This is a genomic window from Stenotrophomonas sp. YJH_SMC_65, assembly GCF_059369475.1.
Genome location: NZ_JCAFSR010000006.1, coordinates 62,226 through 76,550 on the forward strand (window position 1 = coordinate 62,226; position 14,325 = coordinate 76,550).

16 protein-coding genes are annotated in these 14,325 nt (G+C 67.7%); 1 reads left to right on the forward strand and 15 read right to left on the reverse strand.

Features of this window, described 5'->3' with window-relative positions; genetic code table 11:
• Positions 1-23: 23 nt before the first annotated feature.
• The 13 genes from tolA to aspS all read right to left on the reverse strand — a co-directional run bounded on the left by tolA (position 24) and on the right by aspS (position 11,372).
• Positions 24-1,079: a cell envelope integrity protein TolA gene (tolA, locus tag AC5P7A_RS12630; protein WP_014648159.1), complete on the reverse strand. Its 1,056-nt coding sequence runs from the start codon at positions 1,077-1,079 to the stop codon at positions 24-26.
• The gene (tolR, locus tag AC5P7A_RS12635) at positions 1,069-1,497 is read right to left on the reverse strand and encodes a protein TolR (protein ID WP_005410751.1); all 429 of its coding nucleotides are present in this window, start codon (positions 1,495-1,497) and stop codon (positions 1,069-1,071) included. Before tolR ends, tolA begins: the two co-directional genes overlap by 11 nt.
• A 24-nt stretch (positions 1,498-1,521) precedes the next feature.
• Complete coding sequence (gene tolQ, locus AC5P7A_RS12640; RefSeq protein ID WP_005410752.1) at positions 1,522-2,301, reverse strand: protein TolQ; 780 nt, start codon at positions 2,299-2,301, stop codon at positions 1,522-1,524.
• Between the two features lie 10 nt (positions 2,302-2,311).
• On the reverse strand, positions 2,312-2,743 hold the full coding sequence (gene ybgC, locus AC5P7A_RS12645) for a tol-pal system-associated acyl-CoA thioesterase (protein ID WP_014648160.1): 432 nt from the start codon (positions 2,741-2,743) through the stop codon (positions 2,312-2,314).
• A complete protein-coding gene (ruvB, locus tag AC5P7A_RS12650) occupies positions 2,733-3,773 on the reverse strand; it encodes a Holliday junction branch migration DNA helicase RuvB (RefSeq protein WP_014648161.1) in 1,041 nt (346 codons plus the stop codon). Before ruvB ends, ybgC begins: the two co-directional genes overlap by 11 nt.
• A gap of 135 nt (positions 3,774-3,908) precedes the next feature.
• The gene (locus AC5P7A_RS12655; protein ID WP_075075726.1) at positions 3,909-5,828 is read right to left on the reverse strand and encodes a potassium transporter Kup; all 1,920 of its coding nucleotides are present in this window, start codon (positions 5,826-5,828) and stop codon (positions 3,909-3,911) included.
• Between the two features lie 49 nt (positions 5,829-5,877).
• Positions 5,878-6,471: a Holliday junction branch migration protein RuvA gene (ruvA, locus tag AC5P7A_RS12660; RefSeq protein WP_014648163.1), complete on the reverse strand. Its 594-nt coding sequence runs from the start codon at positions 6,469-6,471 to the stop codon at positions 5,878-5,880.
• Positions 6,472-6,484: 13 nt separating this feature from the next.
• A complete protein-coding gene (gene ruvC / locus AC5P7A_RS12665; RefSeq protein WP_014648164.1) occupies positions 6,485-7,006 on the reverse strand; it encodes a crossover junction endodeoxyribonuclease RuvC in 522 nt (173 codons plus the stop codon).
• A gap of 105 nt (positions 7,007-7,111) precedes the next feature.
• A complete protein-coding gene (locus AC5P7A_RS12670) occupies positions 7,112-7,843 on the reverse strand; it encodes a YebC/PmpR family DNA-binding transcriptional regulator (protein ID WP_014648165.1) in 732 nt (243 codons plus the stop codon).
• A gap of 176 nt (positions 7,844-8,019) precedes the next feature.
• Positions 8,020-8,652 carry an esterase/lipase family protein gene (locus tag AC5P7A_RS12675; RefSeq protein ID WP_032958946.1) on the reverse strand — a complete coding sequence of 211 codons (633 nt, stop codon included), beginning with the start codon at positions 8,650-8,652 and terminating at the stop codon, positions 8,020-8,022.
• A 75-nt stretch (positions 8,653-8,727) separates the two neighbouring features.
• Positions 8,728-9,249: a GNAT family N-acetyltransferase gene (locus AC5P7A_RS12680; RefSeq protein WP_014648167.1), complete on the reverse strand. Its 522-nt coding sequence runs from the start codon at positions 9,247-9,249 to the stop codon at positions 8,728-8,730.
• A gap of 31 nt (positions 9,250-9,280) precedes the next feature.
• The gene (locus tag AC5P7A_RS12685) at positions 9,281-9,604 is read right to left on the reverse strand and encodes a hypothetical protein (RefSeq protein WP_014648168.1); all 324 of its coding nucleotides are present in this window, start codon (positions 9,602-9,604) and stop codon (positions 9,281-9,283) included.
• Positions 9,605-9,620: 16 nt separating this feature from the next.
• Positions 9,621-11,372 (reverse strand): aspartate--tRNA ligase, encoded by a 1,752-nt coding sequence (gene aspS / locus AC5P7A_RS12690; RefSeq protein ID WP_111206115.1) that lies wholly within the window; start codon positions 11,370-11,372, stop codon positions 9,621-9,623.
• A 158-nt stretch (positions 11,373-11,530) separates the two neighbouring features.
• Between aspS and AC5P7A_RS12695 the strand changes: the two genes are divergently transcribed.
• Positions 11,531-12,265 carry a DUF3011 domain-containing protein gene (locus AC5P7A_RS12695; protein ID WP_032958942.1) on the forward strand — a complete coding sequence of 245 codons (735 nt, stop codon included), beginning with the start codon at positions 11,531-11,533 and terminating at the stop codon, positions 12,263-12,265.
• Between the two features lie 99 nt (positions 12,266-12,364).
• Here AC5P7A_RS12695 and AC5P7A_RS12700 read toward each other — a convergent pair whose 3' ends face one another.
• Together AC5P7A_RS12700 and AC5P7A_RS12705 are read right to left on the reverse strand one after the other, a co-directional pair.
• Positions 12,365-13,006: a hypothetical protein gene (locus AC5P7A_RS12700; RefSeq protein WP_049406173.1), complete on the reverse strand. Its 642-nt coding sequence runs from the start codon at positions 13,004-13,006 to the stop codon at positions 12,365-12,367.
• Positions 13,007-13,059: 53 nt separating this feature from the next.
• Positions 13,060-14,274, reverse strand: a complete 1,215-nt coding sequence (locus tag AC5P7A_RS12705) for a cation:proton antiporter (RefSeq protein WP_014648172.1) — start codon at positions 14,272-14,274, stop codon at positions 13,060-13,062.
• Positions 14,275-14,325 lie beyond the last annotated feature (51 nt).

Below are 14,325 nucleotides of genomic sequence, written 5' to 3' on the forward strand. Positions count from 1 at the left end.
AGGCCACCCCTGCCCTGCCCGCCTCAGCGATCCTGGGCGGTAAAGGTGAAGTTGAGCGTACGCGCGAACACCGACTCGAAGCCGCGGTACGGCAGTGGCTGCGCATTGAGCACCGCGGCCTCGATCGAACGCTTGCCGGCCTCGTCATAGGGGCAGTTCGGGCTGACCTTGGCCTGCATCACCGTGCCGCCCGGAATCTGGGTGATGGTGATCTGGCAACGCTGGCCCAGCGGCACCGTATCCGGGCGCACCCACTGCGACAGCACCTTGGCCTGGATCGCTGCGGCGTACTTGGCTGAAAGATCGTCGCTGTTGCCACCACCACCGGCCGCCGGCTGGGAAGCGCCGCTGGAGCCGGCAGCGGCACTGCCTGCGGCATTGCGCGCGGCGGCGACCTCGCGCAGCTTCCGCTCGGCCAGCTTGGCTTCCTTCTCGGCCTGCTCGCGGCGGGCACGGATCTCGGCGATCTTCTTCTGCTTCTCGGCCTCGGCCTTGTCAGCCGCGACGCGCTCCTGCTCGGCCTGCTTCTTCTTCTCGTCCGCTTCCTGCTGCTTGGCCAGGCGCAGCTTCTGCTCCGCTTCTTCCTGGCGCTTGCGTTCGGTCAGGTCGATCTGCTCCTGGCGGCGCTTGGCTTCCTGTTCCTGCTTGGCCTTCTCCTGCGAGATGGCCAGTGCGCTCACCGCTTCCTGGTCCTTGGTGTCCGGCTGCGCAACACGCTCCTGCGCCTGTTGCTGCTGGGGCGTGGGCGCGTCCTGCGGGCGCGGCTCGGGAATCGGCTGCGGTGGCGGAATGGTGTCTTCCGGCACCGGGATCGGCTCGGCGACCGGCGGCGGCAGGTCCTCCAGCTTCTCTGACTGGCGCAGCGCCTGGCGTGCGGCGGACGCCTCGGAGGCGGACAGCGCCAGGCTGGCCTCGACCGAGGGGTCGCCAGCGGCGGCATCGGTGTTGCGCTGGGGCGACCACAGCCAGGCCACGATGAAGACCAGCGCGACCAGCAAGTGCACCAGCAACGCCAGCGCCAGGGGCAGACCCCAGCCGGGTTCGCGCTGATGCGGGGGTGGCAGGGCGTCAGCGTGCATCGGTGGCCAGGCCTACCTTGTCTACCTTGGCGCGCTTGATCACGTCCATCGCGGCAATGACCTTCTCATAGGCCACGGCGCGGTCGGCGGCGACGATCACGCGCACGCCCTTGTCCTGGGCGGCGATGCCGGCCAGGCGGCCTTCCAGTTCCTCGGCCGACACGGCGGTCGGCTCCTTGGCGTCGGGCAGCTTCAGGCTGAGCTGGCCGTCCTGGCGCACCGAGACGATCACCGGGTCCTGCTTGCTCTCCAGCGCCTTGGCGTTGGACTGCGGCAGGTCGACGTCGAAGCTCAGGGTGAGCAGCGGTGCGGTGACCATGAAGATGATCAGCAGCACCAGCATGACGTCGATGTAGGGAACGACGTTGATTTCCGATTTCAGCTTGCGGCGCTTGCGGCGACCGATGGCAGCGGACATGGCTTGGACTCCCGGGTCAGGCGCTTACTCGTCGCCAGCGCTCTGGCGCTGCAGGATGGAGCTGAACTCTTCGGCGAAGGTCTCGAACCGCACCGACATGCGCTCCACGCGGGTGGTGAAGCGGTTGTAGGCCCACACCGCCGGGATCGCCACGAACAGGCCGATGGCGGTGGCGAACAGTGCCTCGGAGATGCCCGGCGCGACGGCGGCGATACCGGCCTGGGCACCGCTGCTGATCATGTCGTGCATGGTCACCATGATGCCGAACACGGTACCGACCAGGCCCACGTACGGGGCAGTCGAGCCGATGTTGGCCAGCAGCTCCAGGTTGCGCTCGAGCTGGTCCACTTCACGGGTGTAGGTGGTGCGCATGGCGCGCTGCGCGCCTTCAAGCTGCGCACGGCCATCCAGCCGGCGCTTGTCGCGCAGGCGGGTGTACTCGCGGAAACCGGCTTCGAAGATGGCTTCCAGGCCGGTCACGCTGCGGCTGCGGTCGGTGGCTGCGCTGTACAGCTTGCCCAGGTCGGCGCCGGACCAGAAGCGGTTCTCGAACTCGTCGGCTTCGCGGGTGGCCTGCTTGAACACGCGGGCCTTGCGGAAAATGATCACCCAGCTGACGAACGAGCCGACCAGCAGCAGCAGCACGATGATCTTCACCGGCAGGCTGGCCTTGGCCATCAGTTCGAGGTAGTTGATGCCGCCGCCGGTGGTGGCCTGGGCAAGGGTCTGTGTCGCGGCGTTGCTGACGTCGGCCGGCAGTGCCTCGGTGACCGTGGCCTGCAGGGCCAGGAGCGTTGCGATCATCCGTTGTTCCTCAATGTTCGGATTCGGGGTGGAGGTGGGGTTGCAGCACGGCAAGGACGGCATCGTCCATGCCACGAGGGCGGAAACTGGCCGCTTCCAGTGCGGCGATGCGGACCTGCGCGGACAGCAGCAGCTCGCCGTCGCGCAGGATCTGCTGGTCGAAGACCATGCTGGCCTTCTTCAGCTGGACCAGGCGGGCAGTCACCTGCAGGGTGTCATCCAGCCGTGCCGGCCTGATGAAATCCATCTGCATCGAGCGCACCGCGAAGACCATCCCGTGCTCGGCGCGCATGCGCTCCTGGCCGTAGCCGAGCGCACGCATCCATTCGGTCCGGGCCCGTTCCATGAAGGCCACGTAGCGGGCGTGGTAGACCACGCCACCTGCGTCGGTATCTTCCCAGTAAATGCGTGTCGGCCAACTGAATCGGGGCTCAACCGACATCGGGAACCTCCGCGAACAGGTCCTGCGGCGGGTTCTTCGGCTTCAGGCCCATGTGCCGGTAAGCCTTGTGGGTGGCCATGCGGCCGCGCGCGGTACGCACCAGGAAGCCCTGCTGGATCAGGTACGGCTCGACCACGTCTTCCAGCGTGCCGCGCTCTTCGGACAGCGCCGCGGCCAGCGATTCGATGCCGACCGGGCCGCCGTCGAAGTAGTCGACCAGGGTCTTCAGCAGGCGCCGGTCGAGCTCGTCGAAGCCCTCCGGATCGACCTTGAGCATCTTCATCGCGGCCTGTGCCACGGCCTCGTCGATGTGGCCGCCGGCCTTCACCTGCGCGTAGTCGCGCACGCGGCGCAGCAGGCGATTGGCGATACGCGGGGTGCCGCGCGCGCGCCGCGCGATCTCGCCGGCGCCATCGGCGGTGCAGTCGATGCCGAGGATGGTGGCCGAACGGCGCACGATCCGGGTCAGCTCTTCGACGCTGTAGAACTCCAGGCGCTGGACGATGCCGAAGCGGTCGCGCAGCGGCGCGGTCAGCAGGCCGGCGCGGGTGGTGGCACCAATCAGGGTGAATGGCGGCAGGTCGATCTTGATCGAACGGGCGGCGGGGCCCTCGCCGATCATGATGTCGATCTGGAAGTCCTCCATCGCCGGGTACAGCACTTCCTCGACCACCGGCGACAGGCGGTGGATCTCGTCCACGAACAGCACGTCGTGCGGCTGCAGGTTGGTCAGCAGTGCAGCGAGGTCGCCGGCCTTCTCGATCACCGGGCCGGAGGTCACCCGCAGGGCCACGCCCAGCTCGTTGGCGATGACGTGGCTGAGCGTGGTCTTGCCCAGGCCGGGCGGCCCGAAGATCAGCACATGGTCGAGCGCGTCGCCACGGGCCTTGGCCGCTTCGATGTAGATCTCCAGCTGCTCGCGCACCGGGGCCTGGCCGAGGTAGTCGGCCAAGCGCCTGGGGCGGATGCTGGCGTCGGCGGCGTCATCCTCGCGGGTGGCGCCGGCGCCGATGATGCGGTCGTCGGTCATGTGCTGATTATGCGGCAAAAGCGTATGGGGTCGGATCCGTTTTCCAGAGGAAAACGGCTCTGACCCCGAACCGAACACCGGGAACATGGGGTCAGAGCCCTTTTCCTGCGGAAAAGGGATCCGACCCCGCGCGCGTCAGATCTCGACCTGGGCCCCGAGTTCGACCAGGCGGTTGCCCGGAATCCGGAAGAAGCCGGTGGCCGGGGCGGCGTTGCGATGCATCAGCGCGAACAGCTTGTCACGCCAGATCGGCATGCCGCGGTTGGCGGTGGCGACGATGGTCTCGCGGCTGGCGAAGAAGGTAGTGTCCATCGGATCAAAATAGATGCCACCGTGGTCGCACGAGCGCATCAGCGCCAGCGGCACGTCCGGGGTCTCCATGAAGCCGAAGCGCACGTAGACGCGGTAGAACTCGTCACCCACCGATTCGATCTTCAGCCGCTGCCCTTCCATCGCATACGGGATCGGCAGGGTTTCCACGTGCAGGAACACGTTGCGCTCGTGCAGCACCTTGTTGTGCTTGAGGTTGTGCATCAGCGCATGCGGCGCCACGGTCGGGTCGGCGGTGAGGAACACCGCGGTGCCCGGCACGCGCACCGGCGGGGCCAGCATCAGGCCCGGCAGGAAGGTATCCAGGCGGATGCCGTCCTTGCGGATCTCGTCGCGCAGCAGCTCGCGGCCACGGCGCCAGGTGCGCATCATGGTGAACAGGAAGATGCCCAGCACCACCGGGAACCAGGCGCCCTGCAGCAGCTTGGCGCCGTTGGCGATGACGAAGCCGAGGTCGATGATGAAGAACACCACGCACAGCGGCAGCAGCCAGCCACGCGACTTCGGCCACAACGTCCGCGCCACCACGGCCAGCAGCAGGGTGTCGATCAGCATCGTGGCCGACACCGAAATGCCGTACGCCACGGCCAGGTTGGACGAACTGCGGAACGCCAGCACCAGCCCGAACACCATCACCGCAATGCCCCAGTTGATGCCCGGGATGTAGATCTGGCCGATGGTGTCGTGCGAGGTGTGCTTGATGCGCATGCGCGGGATGTAGCCCAGCTGCATGGCCTGGCGCGAGACCGAGAACGCGCCGGTGATGACCGACTGCGAGGCGATCACCGCCGCCATGGTGGCCAGGATGATCATCGGGTACAGCGCCCACGACGGCACTGCCTCGAAGAACGGATTCTTCAGGGCCTCGGGGTGGTTGAGCACCAGTGCGCCCTGCCCCAGGTAGTTCAGCACCAGGCACGGCAGCACGAAGAAGTACCAGGCGTGGCGGATCGGGCGCAGCCCGAAGTGGCCCATGTCCGCATACAGCGCTTCGCCGCCGGTCACCGCCAGCACCACTGCACCGAGAATGAAGATGCCGTGCCAGCCGTGCTCCATGAAGAAGCGGATGCCCCACCAGGGGTTGAAGGCCTTCAGCACCTCGGGCGCATCGACGATGTTGTAGATGCCGATTGCCGCCAGCGACACGAACCAGATTGCCATGATCGGGCCGAACGCCTTGCCGATCTTCTCGGTACCGAAGCGTTGCGCGGCGAACACCGCCAGCAGCACCACCAGGGTGACCGGCACGATGAAGACATGAAGTCCGGGCGCGGCCACCTCCAGGCCTTCGACCGCACTGAGCACGGACATGGCCGGAGTGATCACGCCGTCGCCGAAGAACAGCGAGGCGCCGAAGATGCCGAGGATGCCCACCACATAAGCCGAGCGCGAGCCGTTGCGCAGCGTGCGTTGGGTCAGCGCCATCAGCGCCATGATGCCGCCTTCGCCATCGTTGTCGGCGCGCATGATGATGGTGACGTACTTCAGGGTCACCACCAGGTTCAGCGCCCAGAACGCCAGCGACAGCACGCCCAGCACGGTGTCGTGGTCGCTGTTGAGCCCGTAGTGTGGCGAGAACGCTTCCTTCAGGGTGTACAGCGGGCTGGTACCGATATCGCCGAACACCACGCCGATCGCACCGATGACCAGCGCCAGTCCTCCAGTGGAGGGGGCGTGGCCATGGCCGCCGGGGGCGGCTGCGTGCGGGGTTTGACTGCTGGACATGGGACTCCTGGCGAAGCTCAGGCGGTAGGTTGGGGGAAAGGGACGCGGTTCAGCGCAGCGCGGACTGCAGCGCCTTGCGGATCACAGTGGCCACTTCGTCGCCTTCATTGAAGGCATCGCGGGCCATGCGGGCCGCTTCGGCCGGCTTGTAGCCCAGCTGCTGCAGGGCCACGGTGGCATCGGACAGCGGATCGGCCGGGGCCGGACCACTGCCGGTGGGCAGCGCGCCGCCGGCACCGAACTGGGCCGCGCGGTCACGCAGTTCCAGCACCATGCGTTCGGCGGTCTTCTTGCCGATACCCGGGATGCGGGTCAGCGCGGTGATGTCGCCGGCCTGGACCATGCGCGCGAATTCTTCGACGCTGACACCGGACAGCACGGCCAGCGCGATCTTCGCGCCGATGCCGCTGACCTTCTGCACGTCGCGGAACAGGCGCCGCTCGCCCTCGCGCAGGAAGCCGTACAGCGAGACACTGTCTTCCTTCTGCGAGTAATGGGTGTACAGGGTGACCTCGCGGCCGAGCTCGGGCAGGTCGTAGAAGGTGCTCATCGGCGCCTCCAGTTCGTAGCCCACTCCGTTCACGTCCACCACCAGCCACGGCGGCGCCTTGTAGGCGACGATGCCGCGCAGTCGACCGATCATTGCGTGCAGCTCCTCATTTGCGGCCCCACGCCTGGCGGGCACTGAGCCCCAGGCGGTTGGCCGTCGCCCTTACGTGGGCATGGGTGATCGCCACCGCCAACGCGTCGGCCGCGTCGGCCTGCAGCTTGGTTTTCAGGTTGAGCATGAGCCCGACCATGTGTTGAACCTGTTGCTTTTCGGCACCACCGCGCCCGACCACCGCGAGCTTGATCTCGCTGGCGGCGTATTCGTGCACCGGCAGGTCGCGCAGCACCACGGCCGAGATCGCCGCGCCGCGGGCCTGGCCCAGCTTCAGCGCCGAATCGGGATTGCGCGCCATGAACACCTTTTCGATGGCCACTTCATTGGGCTGGTACTCGCGGCACAGATCGGCCAAGCCCAGCACCAGCAGTTTCATGCGCTGCGGGAAGTCGTCGGCGCCCAGCAGCACCAGCGGCTGGTGGTGCACGTAACTGACGCGGCCGGCGGCGTCGACATCGATGATGCCGACCCCGGTCCGCTGCGAACCGGGGTCGATGCCGAGGATGCGGGTCATGCCGCGCTCCTGGCGGGGCGGAACGGGGAGCGCTGGCAGGCGTATGGGCTCATGACTGTCCGCGGTGACCGTTCAACGGCCCGCGCCCAGGCCGTCGAGGACGGCTCAGGCGTAGGCGTCGGCGCCGAGTTCGGCGTTGGAATACACGTCCTGCACGTCGTCCAGGTCTTCGAGCATGTCCAGCAGCTTCTTGACCTGCAGGGCGACCTCGCCTTCGACCTTGATGTCGTTGTCGGCGCGGAAGGTGATCTCGGCGTGGTCGGCGACATGCCCGGCGGCGACCATTGCGTCCTTGACTGCGTTGAACGCGTCAGGGCTGGTGACCACGTCGATCGAGCCGTCATCGGGGTAGACCACGATGTCGTCGGCGCCGGCCTCGATGGCTGCTTCGGTGATGGCTTCCTCGTCGGCACCCGGGGCGAAGCTGAGCACGCCCAGGCGCTTGAACATGAAGGCCACCGAGCCTTCGGTGCCCATGTTGCCGCCGCACTTGCTGAACGCATGGCGGACGTCGGCCACGGTGCGCACGCGGTTGTCGGTCAGGCAGTCGACGATCACGGCCACGCCACCCGGGGCATAGCCCTCGTAGCGGATTTCCTCGTAATCGACGCCTTCCAGTTCACCGGTGGCCTTCTTGATGGCGCGCTCGATCACGTCCTTGGACATGTTCACGGCCAGGCCCTTGTCCACCGCCACGCGCAGGCGCGGGTTGTTGTTGGGGTCGCCTCCACCGCCGCGCGCGGCAACGCCGATCTCGCGGATGATCTTGGTGAAAATCTTGCCGCGCTTCGCGTCGGACGCGTTCTTGCGGGCTTCGATGGAGGGGCCTCTACCCATGGGTGCTACCGTCTGGCTGCTTCAGGATCAAGGCGCGGATTCTACCTGATCGGGCGCTGCAACCGTGTCTAGGCCCGTATTGTTGTAGCGCCGGGCCAATGCTCGGCTCAATGGGCCCGACGGAATGCAGCCGAGCATGGGCTCGGCGCTACAAGGCGGCCCCGCCTGCCCTGCCCCTATGCCGCCGCCGCGTCGCGGCTGTGGTCGAAGTGGCCGTGGCGCAGGAAATGCGCGGTCTGCCGCGCGGCGTCGGGCGACACCACCAGGCCGCTGTGGCTGGTACGCACCACGCAATGGTCGGCCAGGCCCGGCAGGCGGGTCTCGGCCAGGGCCACGGTGCCGTCGGACGCATCGTCGATCGCGCCCAGCAGGCTGCCCAGCCCGTGCGGCACCGAACCGGCGATCAGGCCAACCTCGGCCTTGCCCTGCCAGTCCGGCAGGCCGTCCAGCAGCAGCTCGCTGCTGCGCCCCAGCGCCAGGCCCCAGCCATGATCGGACAACGAGCGCGCGGTACCACTGCCGCGCAGCGGCGAGCCCAGGCAGACCACGCGCTGCACTGGCAGCTGCGGATCGCGGCGCAGCGCCTCCAGTGCCAGCAGTCCGCCCAGGCTGTGACCGACCAGCGACAACGGCCCGGCGTCGGCCAGACGTTCCAGCAACTGCGGCACTGCCACATCGGGGCCACCGAACACCGAGGGATAGCCGAACGCGTGTACCTGGAAACCACGCGCGCGCAGGCGCCAGGCCAGTGGCCCGACCCAGGCACGGGCATTCCAGATGCCATGCAGCAGCAATACGGGGGGAGTCATGCAAACAGCCTGGCGGTCAGCGGGGCAGGAACGTGAGGTGATTGAACACGCGCGCGCGGCAAGCGGCGGTGAACGTCAGGCCGCGCGCGGCGCGCGGCGCAGGATGAATTCGAGGTCCTGGGTGTCGCCGACAGGGAACAGGTACTCGCCGGCCTTCTCGAAGCCGTAGCGGGCGTAGAAGCGCTGCGCGCCGAAGTTCTCCGACCACACGCCCAGCCACAACGTGCGCGGGCCTTCGTGTTCCAGCCAGGCCAGCGCGGTTTCCAGCAGGCGGCTGCCCCAGCCGCAGCTCTGCTGCGTCTTGACCAGGTACAGGCGCTTGAGTTCGCCGTCACCGGGTTTCACATCCGGATGCGGCAGGCCACAGGGGCCGGCGGCGGCATGGCCGACCGCCTCCCCATCCAGTTCCAGCAGCCACACCGCGTAATCGGGGTGGGACAGGATCACGCGCTGGCGCTCGACCGTGTAGGCCTCCTCGAGGAAGGCCTGCAGGTCCTGCGGCGGGTACAGATGGCCGAAGGTTTCAGTGAACGTGCGTGCGGCCAGCGCCGACAGGGTCGGCGCGTCGTCCACAGTGGCGCGGCGGATCGAATACATGCAGGAAGTTGACGTCAGGGCGAAGCGCGGGTCAAGCCTTTCCAGGCGATTCCGCTTCTTCTTCCTCGTCCTCTTCCTCGTATTCCTCTTCGTCCTCGTCCTCTTCTTCCTCGCCTTCCTCGTCCTCGTCGTACTCTTCTTCCTCTTCGTCGTCCTCGTAGTCCTCGACGCCGAAGTCTTCACCGTCCCAACGGCCTTCGCCGTCGGCGACGAAGGTCAGGGCCATCGCGGCCGGATTGGTGCCGACGCGGACCAGCCACCCCCCGAACACGCGTGCACGCTCGGTGACCAGGGTGGCCTCGGAGCCTTCATTGCCCAGCTTTTCCCACTCCAGCGAAAACGCAAACTCGGTCATTGCCTGGATCTCCTGATCAGTTGGTCTTGGGGCGAACCTGGATGTGCACTTCGGCCAGCTGCGCGTCGACGATCGGCGACGGCGCGTCGGTCATCAGATCCTGTGCACCGGTGGTCTTCGGGAACGGGATGACGTCGCGGATCGACTCGGTTCCGGCCATCAGCGCGGCGATGCGGTCGATGCCGAACGCGATGCCACCGTGCGGCGGCGCGCCGTAGTTCAGCGCGTCGAGCAGGAAGCCGAACTTGGCGCGGGCCTCTTCGGCGCCGATGCCCAGCAGCTCGAACACCGCGCTCTGCATGTCCGGACGGTGGATACGGATCGAACCGCCGCCGATTTCATTGCCGTTGAGCACCATGTCGTAACCGCGCGAGACGGCGGTACGGGCATTGGCGCGCAGGTCGGCGATGTCGTCCACGGCCGGTGCGGTGAAGGGGTGATGCAGGGCGACGTAGCGCTGTTCTTCCTCGTCCCACTCGAACATCGGGAAGTCGGTGACCCACAGCGGTGCCCAGCCGTCGGCGACCAGGCCAAAGTCCTTGCCGGCCTTCAGGCGCAGCGCGCCCATGAAGTCGGAGACCTTGTTGTAGCCACCGGCACCGAAGAACACGATATCGCCGTTGCCGGCACCGACATGGGCCACCAGCGCCGCGAAGCGCTCTTCGCTGAAGAACTTCTGGATCGGCGAGCTGACTTCGCCGTTGTCGGCGATCTTGATGTAGGCCAGGCCCTTGGCGCCGTACTTGGCGGCATGCGCGGCGTACTCGTCGATCTGCTTGCGGCTCAGCGCCGCGCCGCCCGGGATGCGCAGCGCGGCGACGCGGCCTTCGGCATCGTTGGCCGGGCCGGTGAACACGGGGAACTCGCTGTCCTTGACCAGTTCAGCCACGTCGACCAGTTCCAGCGCGATGCGCAGATCCGGCTTGTCCGAACCATAGCGACGCATCGCCTCGGCCCAGGTCATGCGCGGGAAGCTGGCATCCAGCTCGACATCGACCACTTCCTTGAAGATGGCGCGGATCATGTCCTCGACGAAGTCCTGCACATCGCGTTCGCGGACGAAGGCGAACTCCATGTCCAGCTGGGTGAATTCCAGCTGGCGGTCGGCACGCAGGGCCTCGTCGCGGAAGCAGCGCGCGATCTGGTAGTAGCGGTCGAACCCGGCCACCATCAGGATCTGCTTGAACAGCTGCGGGCTCTGCGGCAGGGCGTAGAACTCGCCCGGATGCATGCGCGCCGGCACCAGGAAGTCGCGCGCGCCTTCCGGAGTGGCCTTGGTCAGGATCGGGGTCTCGATGTCCTGGAAGCCCTTTTCGTCCAGGTGGCGGCGCAGCGCCTGCACCAGCTTGATGCGGGTGCGCTGCATGCGCTGCATTTCGGGGCGGCGCAGGTCCAGGTAGCGGTACTTCAGGCGGGTTTCCTCGCCCGGGTTCTCGTGGGCGTGGAACGGCAGCGGGGCGGCCTTGTTCAGCACGGTGATGGCGGTGGCGATCACTTCCACCTTGCCGGTGCGCATCTTGTCGTTCACCGCGTGGCGGGCGCGCACGACGCCCTCCACCTGCAGCACGTCCTCATAGCCCAGCGACGCGGCCACGGCGAACACGTCGGCGTTGTCGACCTCCACGGTCACCTGCACGATGCCTTCATGATCGCGGAGATCGATGAAGCAGACGCCGCCCTGGTTACGGGCCACGTCGGTCCAGCCGGCGAGGGTGACAGTCTGGCCAATCAGGGTCTCGTCGACCAGGCCGCAGAAGTGGGTACGCATGGGGGGAAGCTCCGCTGGAGAACGCCGGCACCGGATGGGGGCCGGAAAGCCTCGTATTCTGCGGCCGAGGCCCCGGCCGGGGCAAATCCGGGCAGTCACGCCGGCTTGATCGCCCCGGTCCCTATAGTCGGGCACCTGCCACCGTATGGGATGCCGCCATGAAATCGTTGTCCCTGGCCAGCCTGGCCGTGACCCTGAGCACTCTGGCCGTGCTCGCCCTGCCCTCTGCTCCGGCCGCTGCGCAGGACGGGGTGATCCGCTGCGAAAGCCAGAACAACCGTGAACGTGTCTGCAGCACCGGCTGGCGCAATGCGCAGCTGGTCCGCCAGCTGTCCGGCAGCGCCTGCGACGAGGGCCGCACCTGGGGCAGCCGCAATGGCAGCATCTGGGTCAGCAATGGCTGCCGCGCCGAGTTCGTTGAAGCCCGCGGCGGCTGGGGCGGTGGCAATGGCGGTGGCTGGGGCGGCAACAACGGCCGTCCCGGCGAAACCATCCGCTGCGAGAGCCAGAGCAACCGTGAGCGCAGCTGCCCGGTCGGCTGGCGCAACGCCCGCCTGGTCCGCCAGCTGTCCGGCAGCCCCTGCGATGAAGGCCGCACCTGGGGCGTGCGCAACGGCGCGGTCTGGGTCAGCAACGGCTGCCGCGCCGAGTTCGCCGAGGCCCGCGGCTGGGGCGGCGGCGGTGGCTGGGGCGGCGGCAACAGCAATTATTCGATCACCTGCAGCAGCAACAACAACCGCACGCAGAACTGCGACTGGGATGAGCGCCAGGGCCGGCCGGTGCTGCAGCAGCAGCTGTCCGGCAGTGCCTGCCAGGAAGGCCGCAGCTGGGGCTATGCACGCGGCCAGGTGTGGGTGAGCAACGGCTGCCGTGCACGCTTCAGCGCGCGCTGAGCCCCGGGGTCGGATCCCTGGCCGACGGCCAGGGCTCTGACCCGTGGGTTCATGCAGTGACCGGGTCGGACCCTCCGCAGGAGGGATCCGACCCGAAGATCAGGGTGCTGGCGCCTTCTCGTCGCCCCACGGTGCGGGCGGCAGCTCGACCGGCTTGCTCAGGTCGAACTTCACGCGGAAACGGCGGCCTTCCGGGCGCGTCAGTTCGTAGACGAAAGTCTGGTCGGGGTCGATCTCCATCGCCCAGGTGTTGTGCGTGGAGGCCAGCATGTCGGCACGACGGAACATCGCCACCGAATCGGAGTCGGCTGGGAACCGCTGGCGCTCGGCGGTGCCCGGTGGCGTGCTGTCGCCGCCATAGAGGGTGATCGCGTCGGGGCTACCGTCTTCGTGGCGATGATCGTGTTTCAGGCGCAGGCCGTTTCCGGTGCGGGTCAGCACCCAGGTGCGCGAATGGTCATCCCCCACATGGAAGGGAATCCGAAGTTCATGGGCGGGGTCGGCACAGCCGCGCACATGCATGACCAGGCGCTGGCCGGCGAACGGGTCCTTGCCGGTCGGTGCCGGCGTGTCCTCCACCACCCGGCCCTCATAGGCCTGGCCGCAATGCGCGGCGATGGCAGCCATGAAGGCATCGGCCGGTGCGGTCGCCAGATCATGCGCGACCGTATCGGAACGCTGCGAGCAGGCAGCGAGGCTGAGCAGGAGGGCGGAAGCGGTGACAACGGCAGGCAGTTTCATGCCCCAACCCTAACGGCCATGGCCGACGGGCGCAAACCGCGCGCGGCAACCGGTCAGCGTTCGGCGATGTGAGGTTCCGGCCGCGTCTCGGTGGCCGCTACCGGCGCGGACTCGCCCTTGCCCGCCGGCTCCTGCTCCACCGGATCGACGTCGAAGGGTGTGCGGAACACCAGCGACGGCAACAGTGTGGTCAGTGCGGCGTACAGCAGCAGCGCGCCGAACAGCACCGCCGGAATCTGGAAACGCTCGCGCATGATCGCCGCCAGCACCAGGGTGAAGATCAGGGTCGGGGCCAGCGCCAGCGAGACGCGCAGGCTGCTGCGGAAGCTCTCGCCGAACATCACCCGGCGCTGCAGCCAGACCACGCCGATGCGCAGCGGCAGCACCACCAGGGTGATCACGATGCCCAGCCCCAGCGCCTCGAAACTGAGGGCTTCGCTGGGCACCTTGGTGCCGGCATTGAAGAAATAGAATGGCACGAAGAACGAGGCGAACAGGCGCAGCGCGTGCAGGTTCTCGTGCGAGGCCAGCAGCGGCATGCGCTGGTGCAGCAGGCGCGCGACCAGGCCGGCGATGAACGCGCCCACCAGGTAATACACGCCCAGCAGATAGGTGATGTACGCCGCCACCATGCCGACCATCACCAGCAGCGAGAACTCCGAGCCCGGCGCGTGCGGCGCCACCCAGCGGCCCAGCGCGATGAACAGCAGCGGCAGGCCGATCATCATCGCCAGCAGGGCCAGGCTGGACAGCGCCATGTGGCCCGGGTCGCCGGCCTGCAGCACGATGAACAACGCCGCTAGCGCCAGCAGTTCGCCGGCGATGGCCTTGCTGGTGACCCAGAACCGCTCGTCCTCGCTCAGGCCCAGCCGCGACAGCGAATCCATGATGAAGCCGGTGGAGGGCGTCAGCAGCGCCAGCGCCAGCAGCCCAGCGGCCTGCCATGGCAGCCCCGCATAGCGCCAGGCCAGCCAGCCCACGCCGAACAGCGTGCCGGTACGGATCACCAGGTGCGCCAGCAGCGGCCACATGCCACGCCGCAGCGCCTGCAGATCCACTTCCAGGCCCGCGAACAGGAACAGCGAGGAAATGCCCAGCGTGGCCAGCAGGCCGATCACCGCGTCGTGTGCCTGGTCGCCCAGCCAGAGCATGCCGATGATGCCGAACAGCAGGCAGGTCAACGGCGCCGGCAGGCTGAATCGCTGCAGTGCGCGCGGGATCACCAGCAGCGCGAAGATCAGCAGCAGGTAGATCAACTCATGGCTCATCGGGGTCTTCCGTGGGGTTCGAACGCGCGCAGGATGCGCGTGCCCGACCGA